17 protein-coding genes and 1 tRNA gene are annotated in these 13,521 nt (G+C 72.4%); 12 read left to right on the top strand and 6 right to left on the bottom strand.

The genetic code is table 11. The features are described from left to right. Positions 1 to 30: 30 nt before the first annotated feature. Positions 31 to 513: a J-domain-containing protein gene (locus OG896_RS19850; protein ID WP_329367243.1), complete on the bottom strand. Its 483-nt coding sequence runs from the start codon at positions 511 to 513 to the stop codon at positions 31 to 33. Positions 514 to 630: 117 nt separating this feature from the next. Continuing rightward, positions 631 to 2,364 (bottom strand): SpoIIE family protein phosphatase, encoded by a 1,734-nt coding sequence (locus OG896_RS19845; protein ID WP_329367241.1) that lies wholly within the window; start codon positions 2,362 to 2,364, stop codon positions 631 to 633. Between the two features lie 173 nt (positions 2,365 to 2,537). Between OG896_RS19845 and OG896_RS19840 the strand changes: the two genes are divergently transcribed. Beyond that, positions 2,538 to 2,930: a VOC family protein gene (locus tag OG896_RS19840; RefSeq protein WP_328466366.1), complete on the top strand. Its 393-nt coding sequence runs from the start codon at positions 2,538 to 2,540 to the stop codon at positions 2,928 to 2,930. Positions 2,931 to 3,068: 138 nt separating this feature from the next. Here the strand turns inward: OG896_RS19840 and OG896_RS19835 are convergent, their stop codons facing one another. After that, entirely contained in the window at positions 3,069 to 3,599 is a 531-nt protein-coding gene (locus tag OG896_RS19835) for a MarR family winged helix-turn-helix transcriptional regulator (protein ID WP_329367239.1), read from the bottom strand. Continuing rightward, positions 3,596 to 5,287, bottom strand: coding sequence for an FUSC family protein (locus OG896_RS19830; protein WP_329367237.1), 1,692 nt, complete (start codon positions 5,285 to 5,287; stop codon positions 3,596 to 3,598). The genes OG896_RS19835 and OG896_RS19830 overlap by 4 nt, the downstream gene beginning before the upstream one ends. Before the next feature lie 184 nt (positions 5,288 to 5,471). Between OG896_RS19830 and OG896_RS19825 the strand changes: the two genes are divergently transcribed. Further along, positions 5,472 to 5,768, top strand: coding sequence for a type II toxin-antitoxin system VapB family antitoxin (locus OG896_RS19825; RefSeq protein WP_328466369.1), 297 nt, complete (start codon positions 5,472 to 5,474; stop codon positions 5,766 to 5,768). Between the two features lie 21 nt (positions 5,769 to 5,789). After that, positions 5,790 to 6,437: a LytR C-terminal domain-containing protein gene (locus tag OG896_RS19820; protein WP_329367234.1), complete on the top strand. Its 648-nt coding sequence runs from the start codon at positions 5,790 to 5,792 to the stop codon at positions 6,435 to 6,437. Between the two features lie 280 nt (positions 6,438 to 6,717). Here the strand turns inward: OG896_RS19820 and upp are convergent, their stop codons facing one another. Next, the gene (gene upp / locus OG896_RS19815) at positions 6,718 to 7,353 is read right to left on the bottom strand and encodes a uracil phosphoribosyltransferase (RefSeq protein WP_329367233.1); all 636 of its coding nucleotides are present in this window, start codon (positions 7,351 to 7,353) and stop codon (positions 6,718 to 6,720) included. A 139-nt stretch (positions 7,354 to 7,492) separates the two neighbouring features. Between upp and OG896_RS19810 the strand changes: the two genes are divergently transcribed. The 8 genes from OG896_RS19810 to OG896_RS19775 all read left to right on the top strand — a co-directional run bounded on the left by OG896_RS19810 (position 7,493) and on the right by OG896_RS19775 (position 12,182). Next, positions 7,493 to 7,708, top strand: coding sequence for a hypothetical protein (locus OG896_RS19810; protein ID WP_329367231.1), 216 nt, complete (start codon positions 7,493 to 7,495; stop codon positions 7,706 to 7,708). 300 nt (positions 7,709 to 8,008) lie between these two features. Beyond that, positions 8,009 to 8,560, top strand: a complete 552-nt coding sequence (locus OG896_RS19805; RefSeq protein ID WP_329367229.1) for a tRNA adenosine deaminase-associated protein — start codon at positions 8,009 to 8,011, stop codon at positions 8,558 to 8,560. Between the two features lie 50 nt (positions 8,561 to 8,610). Continuing rightward, positions 8,611 to 9,045 (top strand): nucleoside deaminase, encoded by a 435-nt coding sequence (locus OG896_RS19800; RefSeq protein WP_329367227.1) that lies wholly within the window; start codon positions 8,611 to 8,613, stop codon positions 9,043 to 9,045. A 31-nt stretch (positions 9,046 to 9,076) separates the two neighbouring features. Then, positions 9,077 to 9,166, top strand: a tRNA-Ser gene (locus OG896_RS19795). 448 nt (positions 9,167 to 9,614) lie between these two features. Then, complete coding sequence (locus tag OG896_RS19790; protein ID WP_329367226.1) at positions 9,615 to 9,779, top strand: hypothetical protein; 165 nt, start codon at positions 9,615 to 9,617, stop codon at positions 9,777 to 9,779. Between the two features lie 28 nt (positions 9,780 to 9,807). Further along, positions 9,808 to 10,101: a Dabb family protein gene (locus tag OG896_RS19785; protein WP_329367225.1), complete on the top strand. Its 294-nt coding sequence runs from the start codon at positions 9,808 to 9,810 to the stop codon at positions 10,099 to 10,101. 216 nt (positions 10,102 to 10,317) lie between these two features. Beyond that, positions 10,318 to 11,154: an RNA polymerase sigma factor SigF gene (locus OG896_RS19780; RefSeq protein WP_329367224.1), complete on the top strand. Its 837-nt coding sequence runs from the start codon at positions 10,318 to 10,320 to the stop codon at positions 11,152 to 11,154. A gap of 167 nt (positions 11,155 to 11,321) precedes the next feature. Next, positions 11,322 to 12,182 carry an RNA polymerase sigma factor SigF gene (locus OG896_RS19775; RefSeq protein ID WP_328466385.1) on the top strand — a complete coding sequence of 287 codons (861 nt, stop codon included), beginning with the start codon at positions 11,322 to 11,324 and terminating at the stop codon, positions 12,180 to 12,182. A 128-nt stretch (positions 12,183 to 12,310) separates the two neighbouring features. Here OG896_RS19775 and OG896_RS19770 read toward each other — a convergent pair whose 3' ends face one another. Next, positions 12,311 to 12,508, bottom strand: coding sequence for a hypothetical protein (locus tag OG896_RS19770; protein ID WP_328466387.1), 198 nt, complete (start codon positions 12,506 to 12,508; stop codon positions 12,311 to 12,313). Positions 12,509 to 12,568: 60 nt separating this feature from the next. Between OG896_RS19770 and OG896_RS19765 the strand changes: the two genes are divergently transcribed. Then, positions 12,569 to 13,507, top strand: coding sequence for an aldo/keto reductase (locus OG896_RS19765; protein WP_329367220.1), 939 nt, complete (start codon positions 12,569 to 12,571; stop codon positions 13,505 to 13,507). Positions 13,508 to 13,521: the final 14 nt, after the last annotated feature.

Raw genomic sequence — 13,521 nt, 5'->3', positions numbered from 1 at the left:
CGGGCAGCCGGAACACCCCGTCCGCCGGGCTCAGTCCGCGGGCCCCCGCCCGTCGCCCATACCCCTGTCGCCCGTACCCCTGTCGCCCGCGCCGCCGTCACCGGTGCCCCCGTTGCCCGCGCGGCGCTCGCGCCACTCGGCCACGACCTGCTCGACGTCGAACGGGCGCAGGTTCAGCGGCGGTCCCTGCGGCGGGCGGCGGATCGCGGCCTCGATCTTCTCGTTGACGGCCGCGATGATCTGCCGCACCCGCCGCTCCGAGCGCGCCTCGGCGACGGCGGCGACCGCGTCCTCGGCCTCCTTGCGCAGCACCAGCGACGGCGGCAGGAAGGACAGTCCCTCGCGCTGCATCTTGCCCTTGACCCACCACAGTTCGTCGTAGGGGGTGTTCAGCGAGGCGAGCGGCTTCCCGCGGCCGGGCAGGTTCGCGAAGTCGCCGCGCTCCTCCGCCTCGCGGATCTGCCGGTCGGCCCAGGTCTCGAAGGAGACTCCTGGCGGCTTGCGTTCGGTCATGCGTCCACTCCTCGATACGCCTCGACTCGGGGTCGCCGGGCACCAACGGTGTGCACCTTCGAGGCTAACAAGCCCACCCGGCCGCGCGGTAAGGGGTGGCCTCCAGGAAGACGGGCCTTACGACCTCTCCGCCCTCGGCCCGTGTCCCGGCACCGCCCGCGCGGCCAGCACCGCCACGTCGTCCTCGGCCACGGCCGGCGCGAGCCGGTGCACCACCCGCGCCAGCAGCGCGTCCAACGACCCTCCCCCTGGCTGCGTCGGGGAGTCCCCCGCGTGCGGCAGCCGCAATCCCGCCAGCCGGCCCAGCGACACGTCGATGTCCTCGCCGCGCCGCTCCACCAGCCCGTCGGTGTACAGCAGCAGCGTGTGCCCGGGCGGCCAGGGCGCGTACACCGTGTCGTACTCCCCGCCGAGGTCCGCGCCCAGCGGCGGGCCGGGCGGCACGTCCAGCAGCGTCACGCTGCCGTCGGGGGCGATCACCGCGGGCGGCAGGTGGCCGGCGCTCGCGAACCACGCGGCGCCGCGCAGCGGATCGGCGATCCCCAGCAGGCAGGTCGCGGGCCGCTCCGCGCCCCCAGCCGCCAGCAGCCGGTCGATCCGGCTCAGCACCCGGTCCGGCGCGTCCCCCTCGCCGGCGCCGACCCGCAGCATGGACCGGTAGTGGCTCATCTCGACCGCCGCGCCGACCCCGTGGCCCATCACGTCGCCCATCGCCAGCAGCGTCAGCCCGCCGGGCAGCGCCAGGGTGTCGAACCAGTCGCCGCCGACGAGGTCGTTGGCGCCCGCCGGAAGGTAACGGGTGGCGACGTCGACCCGAGGGTTGGGCGTGCTCGGCGCGGCCAGCAGCGCGCGCTGCAGCTCCACCGCGATGCCGTGCTCCCGGGTGTAGCGGCGGGCGTTGTCCAGGCTGATCGCGGCCCGCTCGGCGAGCGCGCGGGCGACGGCCACGTCCTCGTCGTCGAAACCGGGCGACGACCCGGCCCTGATCATCGTCACCGTGCCGATCTGCCGACCGCGCGCGGCCAGCGGCACGATCAGCCCGGAGTGGATGCCCGCCGCCCGGTAGGCCGCGGCCCGCTCGGCGTTCGGCGCGGACCTGCTCAGCTCCTCGTCGGGCAGCAGGTTCATCACGATCGGGCGGCCCGTCTCCAGGCAGCGCGGGATCGCCGAGCCGGGCTGGTAGTCGACGTACGTGCCGGGCGCGCCGAAGCTCGGCGCCACCTCGCGCAGTGCGGGGCGGGCGCTCATCGCGGACCGGCGCAGCCGTACCGTGCCGTCCGGCGGCGGCCGGCGGCCGTCCCGGGTCCCGCTGGACAGCACCTCCACCGTCGCCATGTCCGCGAGCACCTCGACCAGCAGGTCCGCCAGTTCCTCGCAGGTCTGCTCCATCTCCAGCGTGGAGCCGATCCGCATCGCCGCCGCGTCCAGCACGAGCAGCCGCTCCCTGGCCCGTTCCAGCTCCCGCCGCGTCTCCCGGTCCGCGCTCACCTCCATCAGCACCAGGCCCAGGCCCAGCACCCGCCCGCCGTCCAGGACCCGGTGGCAACTGCCGCGCCAGTGCCGCCGGGCGTGCGCGGAGCCCGCCCTGGTCTGGCCGCTGGAGTCCAGCTCGCGCGGCCGGCCGTCCGCCAGCACCGCGCGCATCATCGCCTCGTCGACGTCGACCCCGGGCACCACCTCGACGATCCGCCGCCCGACGTGCGCGTCGACCTCCACCCCGTTCATCCGCGCCAGCGCCGGGTTCACGTACAGGTACCGCAGATCGGGGTCGAGCAGCGCCACACCCGCCTGCGTGCCGTCCAGCAGCATCTGCCACACCGCGCTGCCGGGCCCCGGAACGTCGGGCTGCATCGGCGTCCCTCCTCCGGGTCGGGTCGTAGCTCCACCCTGCCCGCAGGTCGCCGGATCGGCGATTCAAGGGGGTGCGTACGGAGCGGGGCCCGGCGCGGTGCCCTCGGCACACGGGTCCTCGCGGACGCCCGCTGCGTACGGCTCTCCGGCGTACCGGTCTCTAGGGTGGCGGCATGGTGCATGTACTCAGCAGCCGGACCCTTCTGCGGCCCGCCGACCCGGACCGCTCCCGCCGCTTCTACGGCGACGTCCTGGGCCTGGAGGTGTACCGGGAGTTCGGCGAGGGCCCCGAGCGGGGCACGGTCTACTTCCTCGGCGGCGGCTTCCTGGAGGTGTCCGGGCGCTGCGACGCCGCCCCCGCCGACACCCTGCGCCTCTGGCTCCAGGTTCCCGACGTCGAGGCCGCCCACCGCGAGCTGCGGGCCCGGGGCGCCGAGATCGTGCGGGAGCCGCGCCAGGAGCCCTGGGGGCTGATCGAGATGTGGATCACCGACCCCGACGGCCATCGCATCGTCCTGGTGGAGGTCCCGGCCGACCATCCGCTGCGGTACCGGCCCGGACTCTGACGACCGGGACTCTGACGGCCCGGACTCCGACGACCGGGACTCTGACGGCCCGGACTCTGACGGCCCGGACTCCGACGACCGGGACTCTGACGGCCGGGGCCTGAGCCGGAGTCGTCATCGGGCCCGGAGCCGCCCGGGTCAGCCCGGGGGCACCCCGAGCCGTCCCTCCAGCTGGACCAGCAGTTCGGCGAGGAGCGCGGCGACCTGCCGCTGGTCGCCGTCCGGGAGGCCGGAGAGCGCGACCCGCTCGTAGCGCAGCTGGTCGGGCACGACCGAGTCGATCAGCTCGCCGCCGCTGCGGGTGAGCCGTACCCGGGCGACCCTGCGGTCCCTGGTGTCGCTGCGGCGCTCCACCCAGCCGCGCTCGCCGAGCAGCTTCAGCCGCTTGGTCACGGCCGCGCCCGAGGAGAAGGTCTCCCGGGCCAGCTCGCCGGGGGTCAGTTCGCGCCCGGTCCGCCGCAGGGTGCTGAGCAGGTCGAACTCGGCCCGGGTCAGGCCGACCCGGCGCAGCGGGGCGTCCTCGGCCTGCTGGAGGAGCGCGGCGCAGCGGTTGATCCGGCCGATGACCTCCATCGGGGCGGTGTCCAGGTCGGGGCGGACGGTCTGCCACTGGCGGACCACCACGGCCACGGTGTCGTCGGCCGGCCCGCCCTCGCTCGCTGCCGTCATGCCGCCGCACTCCCTCCGGTACCGGTCGCGGTGCCGCCGGCCTCCAGCCCCTGCACCAGCCCCTGCGCGCGTACCGTCTCGGCGAGCGTACGGTGTCCGTCCCGCTCCACGTCCAGCACCTCCTGCTCGGGCAGCGGGGACTGCCACCACTCGCCGGCCGCGATGTCCCTGGCCTGGCGCAGCTCGATCAGGGCGAAGGCCAGCCTCCGCCCATCGGCCTCCAGGGTCCCTCGCGCCGGGGCGGCGAGTGCGGACCGTGCCTGCCGCTGCGCGGTACGGGCGCCGGCCAGCGCCGTCCGCAGCTGGTGGCCGGGGCGGCGGGTGACCACCGCCATGCCGACCAGCACCCCGACGACGGCGCCGACCAGGGTGTCGAGGACCCGGTCGGTGAGGAGCTCACCGACCGGCCGGCGCCCGGCGAACTCGACGACCAGCAGCGCCATCGGCGTCACGCAGATGCTGCCCAGCCAGTAGTTGCGGGGCATGAGGGCCTCGGCGCCGAAGTTGAACGCCAGGGCGACCAGCACCAGGGCGGTCGCGCCGGTGTGGGTGAGCGGGACCACGGCGGCGAAGACCAGGACCCCGATCAGGTTGCCGACGACCCGCTGGATGCTGCGGCGCCAGGACTGGGTGACGTTCGCCTGGGAGACGGCGGCGGCGGTGACGATGGCCCAGTAGGGGCGTCCGACGCCGAGGCCGAAGGAGGCGTAGCCGGCCAGCGCGCAGCCGAGGAAGGTGCGGACGGCGACCGGGAAGAGCACACCGCCCGGCCGCAGCCGCTGCCAGAGGGAGGGCGCGGCGGCGGCGAGCTCGGTCTCGATGCCGAGGAGTTCGGTGTCGTCGACCGGACCGGCCGGGCGCGGGACGGGGCCGGTGCCGCGCAGCCGCGCGGCCCAGCCGCTGAGGAGGGCGGGGTCGGCGGGGGTGGGAGCGGAAAGCGCGACCTCGGCGCGGATCAGCAGGCGTTCCAGGGCCCGCCGGTCCTCGGTGCGCCGACCGCTGACCATCAGGTTCTGCCAGCCGGTCTGGATGGCGGCGGCCGCGTTCGCGCGGGCCGGCCCCGCCTGCGGGTCGCCGGCCGGGAGCCCCGCGTACCGTGCCGCCGCCCGGAGCGCGCCGCGTACCGCGCGGCGCTCGGGGCCCTGCGGCCGGACCAGCCCGGGGGCCATGCTCACCAGGTAGGCGAGGGCCGCCGATGCCAGGGCGAGGGCGATGTGGCCGGGGACCTGGCCGAGGGTCTGGGGCGCGAACAGGGCCGCCGAACTGATGAACGCGAAGATCACATGGGCGGGCGGGCCGATCCTGGTGGCATCGCAGAGCAGCTTCTGCAGCGCGGCGAGCAGCGCGCCGACGGTGATCAGCACCATGACGCTGCCGGTGAGCGAGGCGACGACGAGGGCGACCGCGAGGCCGCCGACCATGCCGAGGACGACGCCGATCAGCGTCCTGGCGCGGCCGGCATACGGCCGGTTGTGCGCGTAGGTGGCGCAGAGCGAGCCGGCCATCGTGTACATCGCCAGATCCAGCCGGCCCAGGCAGAGCAGGATGACGTTGGGGATCGCCGAGGCGATCACCGCGCTGGTGGCGGGCTTGAACCAGATGTCCGACGTCCTGCCCAGGCGCAGCACACCGGCGGTGGGGAGCCTGCGCGGCCGGTGCGAGCGGGGGGTGGGGGTAGCGCCGTTCATCCAACAAGCTTACCAAGTGTTTTACTCGAAAAATAAATGGCTGCCGCGCCCCCGGGCGCGGCAGCCCTCACCCGGTCGGCGGAACCAGGTCCGGCGACCTTTCGTACGGCTATGGGCCTTTCGGTCCCGTGCCATCCCTGCGGCGTGGCTGCGCCCGGACAAGCCGGGCCGGTAGGCTTTCCGTGTGATCTTCAAGCGCATCGGAAACGGGAAGCCGTACCCGGACCACGGCCGGGTCAGCACGCGCGAGTGGGCGGACGTCGCCCCGCGTCCCGTGCGACTGGACCAGTTGGTGACCACCAAGGGACAGCTCGACCTGGAGACACTCCTGGCGGAGGACTCCACCTTCTACGGGGACCTGTTCGCACACGTCGTGAAGTGGCAGGGCGACCTCTATCTGGAGGACGGGCTGCACCGCGCCGTGCGCGCGGCGCTCCAGCAGCGGCAAGTGCTGCACGCCCGGGTCCTGGAGATGGACTGACAATCCGCTTACGCTGCGCTCATGAGCATGCTGACCCCCTCCGGGATGGGCGGGAAGTACCGGGTAACGGGTAACTCGTATCCGCGTATGCGTCCGCCCAGGCGGCGCGGCCGATTCGTGGCCGCCCTGATCGCCGCGGTTGTCGTACTCGGCCTCTTCAGCTGGGGGGCCCTGCAGCTCTTCCATGTCTTCAGCGGCGACAGCAAGGACGCCAAGGCGAACGCCGCGCCCAGCCATCCGTCCTGCTCGCCCGCACCCGCTCCGGTGGCCACCGGCAAGCCGATCGCCCTGCCGAAGCCGACGCAGGTGACGATGAACGTCCTCAACGCGACCACGCGCGGCGGGCTCGCGAAGTCCACCGCGGACCAGCTCGCCGGCCGCGGCTTCAAGGTGGCGAAGTTCGGCAACGCGCCCGACGAGTACAACGCGAAGATCACGCAGTCCGCGCTGATCATCTCCGGGCCGGCCGGGGAGGCCGCCGCCCGCGAGGCGGGTACGCAGATGGTCGGCTCCGCCGTGAAGATCGACCCCAAGCGGAAGGGGGCGACGGTCGACGTGCTCATCGGCAACGCCTTCGCGAAGCTGGCGACGCCCACGCAGGCGGCGGAGGCGCGGGTTGTCGCGGCGAATCCGCCGGCGCCCAAGCCGACGTGCAGCCCCAAGAACTGAGCAGATCCACCCGGCTGCCCCGTCCTGCCGTTCGCGGGACCTCGCGGTCCGGGGCTGGTCGCTGGGGGCATGCCCTCTGGGGGAGTTCCCCGCGTCCCTGAGTATGTGCTGCTCGTGCTTGCCCCGGGAGCACCCGGGCAAGATCCAGGGGCGCGCCACCGGCCTGCGGCCGGGAGCAGACCGGCACCACGACGGCACGGCGCGACCAGCCCCCTACCGGCAGGTGGTCCCTGAACCGGCAGGACAGGGGCACCCGGGAGGGCCCGCTCGGCCGCGGCGGCTAGCCGATCGTGCCGTAGAGGCGGTCGCCCGCGTCGCCGAGGCCGGGGACGATGAACCCTTGGTCGTTGAGCCGCGCGTCGACCGCGGCGGTGACCACGGTGACGGGCTTGCCCGCGAGTTCACGCTCCATCAGTTCGACGCCCTCGGGGGCGGCGAGCAGGCAGAGGGCGGTGACGTCGTCGGCCCCGCGCTCGATCAGCAGCCGTATCGCGGCGACCAGGGTGCCGCCGGTGGCCAGCATCGGGTCGACCACGTACGCCTGACGGCCGGACAGGTCCTCGGGCAGGCGGGTGGCGTACGTCTGGGCCTGGAGGGTGTCCTCGTCGCGGACCATGCCGAGGAAGCCGACCTCCGCGGTGGGCAGCAGCCGGACCATGCCGTCGAGCATGCCGAGCCCCGCGCGCAGGATCGGCACCACCAGGGGCCGGGGGTGGGACAGCCGCACCCCGGTGGTGGGCGCGACCGGAGTGACGATGTCGACCTGTTCGGTGCGCACGTCACGGGTCGCCTCGTAAGCGAGGAGGGTGACGAGTTCGTCGGCGAGCCGGCGGAAGGTGGGCGAGTCGGTGCGCTCGTCGCGCAGCGCGGTGAGCTTGTGCGCGACCAGCGGATGGTCGACAACATGGAGACGCATGGGAGGACTGTATCCGGCGCCCTCCGCCCGGCGCCCCGCCTTCCTCACCCTCGCCCTCTGTGCGCGGGCACGGGTAAACCATACCTTCGGGGGAAGGTTCCCGAGGAATCGCGACACAGACGCGGGGACGGTGGCACCCATGCCGGACACGACGGGCCGCGGCAGCGGCGGCGCACGCGGTGAGCGGACCGTTTCGCAGGCCCAGCACGAACGGGAGCGGGAACGGCGCCACAAGCGGGCCGCGTTCCTGCGCGAGCTGGACGAGGCGAAGGAGCTGCGCGACCGGGTCCAGCCCCGGCGGGCCCGGGCGGCGCGGATGCGCCAGCAGATGCGGATGCGCACCTTCCGCTGGTGATCCGCGCGTGGCCCGAGGGTGGTCCGCGGGCGTCCGCCGAGGCGCCCCGCGCCCGCCGGCTCGATGTGCGCAACGTCACCATGTGAAGCGGTCGGGTGACCGCTGCGGCCGGTCGGGGGTCCGCCAAGATCGCGTTTTTCCCGAGAAGTGACCAAGTCCTGGCACGTCGCGGTGTCGAAGACCCTTCGCGACGCCCTTGTTTCTGCCACGATGCCGAGTGGGTGGGACCGTCATGAACCCTCATGAACCGCAAGTGGGCCCACCCGGTCCGGACGGCCTGAGACCTGTGGGAGAGTCACGGTGTACTTCGCCGCACTGCTCGCGCGCACCGAGGACGGTTGGCAAGCGAGCGAACCCGATCTCGACGATGTGGAAACCCTCGCCGACCTGAGCGACCTGGCTCGTACGGCCGGCGACGAGGAGGAAACGGTTCTGGTCTTCATCGAGCAGGAGGACGCCTGGTTCGGCGTCATCCGCGTCGACGGTGAAGAGGACCCCAGAATCTATGTGTCAGACGCGGCGGCCGCTGCCCGCAGCTCGTACGGAGAGATCCTGCTCACCGACGAGGTGCTGGGCCGCGACCCGGAGAACGCGGACGACCTCGACGACCTTGTCGACCTCGACGGCACCGAGGACGGCGACACCGACGACACCGACGAGGACGCCGTGGTCGGCTCCTCCGAGGACCATGTGCCGACCGGCCCGCTCGGCGAGACCGACCTGCTGGCCGACCTGGGCATGAGCGCCACCGAACTGCTCGCGTTGAGCGGGGACGGCGCCCTGACCGGCGAGGCCCTGGGCGAGATCGCCGACGCGCTGGGGGCGGCCGACGTGCTGGAGGCCGTCCGCTGACCGACACCGGCGCCGAACCCGACGTCCTGCGCGACCCCTGGGCGCCCGCCATGCGGATCGCCCTGGCGGAGGCCGAGCACGCCCCGCTCACCGGTGACGTACCGGTGGGCGCGGTCGTGCTGGCCCCCGACGGCTCGGTGCTGTCCCGTGCGCACAACGAGCGCGAGGCGACCGGCGATCCGACCGCCCACGCCGAGGTGCTCGCCGTCCGCCGCGCGGCGGCCGCGCTGGGCCGGTGGCGGCTGACCGACTGCACCCTGGTGGTGACCTTGGAGCCGTGCACCATGTGCGCGGGCGCCATCGTGCTGGCCCGGCTGGAGCGGGTGGTCTACGGCGCCCCCGATCCCAAGGCGGGCGCGGCCGGTTCCCTGTGGGACCTGGTCCGCGACCGCCGCCTCAACCACCGCCCCGAGGTGATCGCCGAGGTGCTGCCCACCCCGAGCGCGAACCTCCTCACCCGCTTCTTCCGCCCAAACGATTTCTGACCACGGCTCCCCGTGGGCTAAGCTCTCTCTCGGTAGCGTGTCCGAGCGGCCTAAGGAGCACGCCTCGAAAGCGTGTGAGGGGGCAACTCCTCCGTGGGTTCAAATCCCACCGCTACCGCCATGAGCTGGACGAACGGGACCGCCTCCCCTGTGGGGGCGGTCCCGTTCGCCGTGTTCCCCCAGGTGCCCGAAGTGGCCGCTCCGCCCCAGCCGCGCCCTGCACCACGTCGTCCACGTCGGGGCCGGGGCCCAGCAGGCCCAACGCCACGGCTCGCATGCCGACCTGACGGCCTTCCGGCAAAAGCCCCGGCGCGGCCACCGCACCGCACCGCGCGGCCCTGGTGAGCGCCACGCCCCCGCCCCGCGCGTTCTCCCCCGGTCCCCGCTCCCGCGGGTCCGGCCATCGCGGGCCCTCCCGTCCGCTCGGCCGTCAAAGCCTCGCAATCATCATCGTTTTTGCGGATGATGATGCTGTCCGCTCGTCTGGTTACTCCGTACGGCGGATAGAATTCGGCGATTGCACACGTGTGACCGCTGGTGCCGAGTCGCTGCTGGGGAGGCCAAGGAGCATGGCGCAGGCGAGGAAGATCGCCACCATCGTGCTGGTGATCTTCGTGCTCTATACGATCATCGACCAGCCGGCTCGGGCGGCCGACCTCGTGCAGGTAGGGTTCGTCGGGATTTCGAACGCTGCCAAGAGCATCGGGCAGTTCATGCACGACCTGGCCAACTGACGGCCGTGGGGCAAGGCGAGGAGTGGCGATGATCCGTCATCTGGTGCTGTTCAAGCTGAACGAGGGCGTCAGCCGGGACGAGGAGAGGGTGGCCGCGGGAGCTCGCGGGTTCGCCGAACTCGGCGACCGGATACCCGAGGTGGCCTCCTGGGAGTGCGGCTGGAACGTGTCGGACCGGCCGATCGCCTACGACTTCGCGATCAACTCCTCCGTCCCGGACCCCGACGCGCTGGTGCGCTATCTCGAACACCCCGCGCACAAGGCGGCGGTCGCGCCATGGTCGAGCTTCGCCACCTGGGTCGTCGCCGACTACGAGATCTGATCGCACACCCATTCGCAGCAGCCCCTCGCCGTCCACGGTGGGGGGCTTCGCCGTGCCGGTCCACGCGCGGCCCGTTCGTACAACACGGCAATATGCGGTGCTTGCACAAAGCACACATGAATTGTGATGCTATGACCGCTTTGCCCGACGTTTTGACGGATGTTCGCCGGATGCTGCAGTCGCAGCAGGCTGGAGTGGACCGATAAGGGGTGTGGTGTGCCGGTGTCGGCCCGAACGGCGTCAACGTCAGCGACGACGTATCCGCGTGCCAGGACGCGGACGCCGAACAGCAACGCGGCCGACGCGCGGGCGCTGACCCAGGTGCTCTTCGAGCAGATCGTCGACCTGGAGCCGGGCACGCCCGAGCACAGCAGGGTGCGGGCCGCGCTGATCGAGGTGAACCTGCCGCTGGTGCGGTACGCCGCCGCCCGCTTCCGCAGCCGCAACGAGCCCATGGAGGACGTGGTCCAGGTCGGCACGATCGGCCTGATCAACGCGATCGACCGGTTCGACCCGGAGCGCGGGGTGCAGTTCCCGACCTTCGCGATGCCCACCGTGGTCGGCGAGATCAAGCGCTACTTCCGCGACAACGTGCGCACCGTGCATGTCCCGCGCCGGCTGCACGAGCTGTGGGTGCAGGTCAGCGGCGCCATCGAGGACCTGACGGTGCTGCACGGCCGCTCCCCGACCACCGCGGAGATCGCCGAGCGGCTTCGGCTGTCCGAGGAGGAGGTGCTGGCCTGCCTGGAGGCGGGCCGCGCCTATCACGCCACCTCGCTGGAGGCCGCCCAGGAGGGCGACGGCGCCCCCGGGCTGCTGGACCGGCTCGGCTACGAGGACCCGGCGCTCAACGGCGTCGAGCACCGCGACCTGGTCCGGCATCTGCTGGTGCAACTCCCCGAACGCGAACGGCGCATCCTGCTGCTGCGCTACTTCAGCAACCTGACGCAGTCGCAGATCAGTGCGGAGCTGGGGGTTTCGCAGATGCACGTGTCCCGTCTGCTCTCCCGCAGCTTCGCCCGACTGCGGTCCGCAAACCAGCTCGAAGCGTAACCCAACGGGATTAAGCCACCTGCACAGATAAGTCGACATGACGCTACAGCGTGTTGCCGACATGTGACATTCTGCGGATAGCGCGTTTGTGACGGCCGGACCTCCGGTATTCCAGTGGAGGAACAACCGTCGCTCGCGACGCCCGTCCGCGACCTCAAGGGGGTGGCATGTCCGTACAGTTGGGCAGTCCCAAGGTGCTTCGTACCGACGCAACCGACGCTGACGTACCGCATGACGCTGTGCACGACACGGTGCGCAGCGATGCCATCGACACCCGCACGCTGTCCCGTTCGCTCTTCCTGCGGCTGGCGGAGCTACCGGTCGACAGTCCGGACCGCACCTACGTCCGTGACACGCTCATCGAGCTGAACCTCCCGTTGGTGCGGTACGCCGCCGCCCGGTTCCGCAGCCGCAACGAACCGATGGAGGACATCGTCCAGGTCGGCACGATCGGCCTGATCAAGGCGATCGACCGGTTCGACTGCGAGCGCGGGGTGGAGTTCCCGACCTTCGCGATGCCCACCATCGTCGGCGAGGTGAAGCGGTTCTTCCGCGACACGTCCTGGTCGGTGCGGGTCCCGCGCCGGTTGCAGGAGCTGCGGCTGGCGCTGACCAAGGCGAGCGACGAGCTGTCCCAGAAGCTGGACCGCTCGCCGACCGTCGCCGAACTGGCCGGCTGCCTCGGCGTCTCCGAGGAGGACGTGGTCGACGGGCTCGCGGTCGGCAACGCCTACACCGCCAGCTCGCTGGACTCCCCGCCGCCCGAGGACGACGGCGGCGAGGGCACCCTGGCCGACCGGCTGGGATACGAGGACAGCGCCCTCGAAGGCGTCGAGTACCGCGAGTCGCTGAAGCCGCTGCTGGCCCAACTGCCGCCGCGCGAACGCCAGATCATCATGCTGCGGTTCTTCGCGAACATGACGCAGTCGCAGATCGGCGAGGAGGTCGGGATCTCCCAGATGCACGTCTCCCGGCTGCTGACCCGGACTTTGGCTCAGCTGCGGGTGGGACTGACCGCTGAGGCGTGACGAGCGAGCTCCCGGAGTGGCCGACCGAGGCACGAGGTCGTCCGCGCAGGGAGCGAGGAGGAACGCCGACCAGAGGATGCGAGGCGTAGGAGGGGGGAGTGGTCGCCGGATGTCCGGCGGACCCGCCGCTACTTCATGGCGAGTGCGACCACTCCCACGATCACCACCAGGACCACGATCACACCGATGATCAGGCCCGCGCGGCTGCGGCCCTGGGCACGCTGCACCTGCACGGCGGGCGGCTGCTCGTCGACGAAGGCGCGGAACATCTGGGTGCTGCCGGCCGGGTCGTAGTTGTTGTCAGGGTTGGGCGAGGAGTTCGACATGCCGCCTGACCCTAGCGTGTCGGCGGAATAACCCGCACCCCCCGGCTGTTGCATCAGCACATGGCACGTATCGGCAACTCGGCGCTCGACGTCTTCCCCCTGTCCCTCGGCGGCAATGTCTTCGGCTGGACGGCCGACGAGGCGCAGTCCTTCGCCGTCCTCGACGCGTACACCGCGCACGGCGGCGACTTCATCGACACCGCGGACGTGTACTCGGCCTGGGTGCCGGGCAACTCCGGTGGCGAGTCGGAGACCATCATCGGTGCGTGGCTGGCCCGCCGCGGCCGCCGCGACGACGTGGTGATCGCCACGAAGGTCGGCAGCCACCAGGACTTCAAGGGGCTGCGGGCCGACACCATCAAGCGGGGCGCCGAGGCGTCGCTGCGCCGGCTCGGCGTCGACCACATCGACCTCTACTACACGCACCGCGACGACCCCGAGGTGCCGGTCGAGGAGATCATCACCGCGCTGGACGCCCTCGTGCGGGAGGGCAAGGTCCGGGCGATCGGCGCCTCCAACATCTCGGCCGAGCGGCTGGCCGCCTCGCTGGACTTCTCCGAGCGCGAGGGCCTGGCGCGGTACGAAATCATCCAGCCCAAGTACAACCTGGTCGAGCGCGACGAGTTCGAGGGCCCGCTGGCCGACCTGGTGGCGGCCCGCGGCCTGTCCACCGCCCCTTACTACGGGCTCGCCTCCGGCTTCCTCACCGGCAAGTACCGCTCGGGCGCCACCGAGGTCTACAGCGCCCGCGCCGAGCGCGCCGCGGGCTTCCTCGACACGGAGAGCGGCCCGAAGGTGCTGGCCGCGCTGGACGAGATCGCCGCCGCCCACGACGCCGAGGTCGGCACGGTCGCGCTGGCCTGGCTGGCCGCGCAGCCGACGGTGGTCGCGCCGATCGCCAGCGCGCGTACGGCCGAGCAGGTGCCGGCGCTGACCGCCGTGGCCGAGCTGAAGCTCACCGACGCGGAGGTGGCGGCGCTGACCGCCGCGGCGTCCTGACCGCCACGTCGTCC

The organism is Streptomyces sp. NBC_00669, from assembly GCF_036226785.1.
In the GTDB taxonomy this organism is placed as follows: Bacteria; Actinomycetota; Actinomycetes; order Streptomycetales; family Streptomycetaceae; genus Actinacidiphila.
This window is presented reverse-complemented; position numbering and strand designations above follow the sequence as displayed.

Coding starts and splice junctions, on each gene's coding strand:
- OG896_RS19830 (WP_329367237.1), bottom strand. CDS start 5,287: ATGAACGGCGCTACCCCCACCCCCCGCTCGCACCGGCCGCGCAGGCTC.
- OG896_RS19775 (WP_328466385.1), top strand. CDS start 11,322: ATGTCCGTACAGTTGGGCAGTCCCAAGGTGCTTCGTACCGACGCAACC.
- OG896_RS19800 (WP_329367227.1), top strand. CDS start 8,611: ATGCGGATCGCCCTGGCGGAGGCCGAGCACGCCCCGCTCACCGGTGAC.
- OG896_RS19770 (WP_328466387.1), bottom strand. CDS start 12,508: ATGTCGAACTCCTCGCCCAACCCTGACAACAACTACGACCCGGCCGGC.
- OG896_RS19820 (WP_329367234.1), top strand. CDS start 5,790: ATGAGCATGCTGACCCCCTCCGGGATGGGCGGGAAGTACCGGGTAACG.
- OG896_RS19835 (WP_329367239.1), bottom strand. CDS start 3,599: ATGACGGCAGCGAGCGAGGGCGGGCCGGCCGACGACACCGTGGCCGTG.
- OG896_RS19810 (WP_329367231.1), top strand. CDS start 7,493: ATGCCGGACACGACGGGCCGCGGCAGCGGCGGCGCACGCGGTGAGCGG.
- OG896_RS19785 (WP_329367225.1), top strand. CDS start 9,808: ATGATCCGTCATCTGGTGCTGTTCAAGCTGAACGAGGGCGTCAGCCGG.
- OG896_RS19845 (WP_329367241.1), bottom strand. CDS start 2,364: ATGCAGCCCGACGTTCCGGGGCCCGGCAGCGCGGTGTGGCAGATGCTG.
- OG896_RS19765 (WP_329367220.1), top strand. CDS start 12,569: ATGGCACGTATCGGCAACTCGGCGCTCGACGTCTTCCCCCTGTCCCTC.
- OG896_RS19840 (WP_328466366.1), top strand. CDS start 2,538: ATGGTGCATGTACTCAGCAGCCGGACCCTTCTGCGGCCCGCCGACCCG.
- OG896_RS19850 (WP_329367243.1), bottom strand. CDS start 513: ATGACCGAACGCAAGCCGCCAGGAGTCTCCTTCGAGACCTGGGCCGAC.
- upp (WP_329367233.1), bottom strand. CDS start 7,353: ATGCGTCTCCATGTTGTCGACCATCCGCTGGTCGCGCACAAGCTCACC.
- OG896_RS19790 (WP_329367226.1), top strand. CDS start 9,615: ATGGCGCAGGCGAGGAAGATCGCCACCATCGTGCTGGTGATCTTCGTG.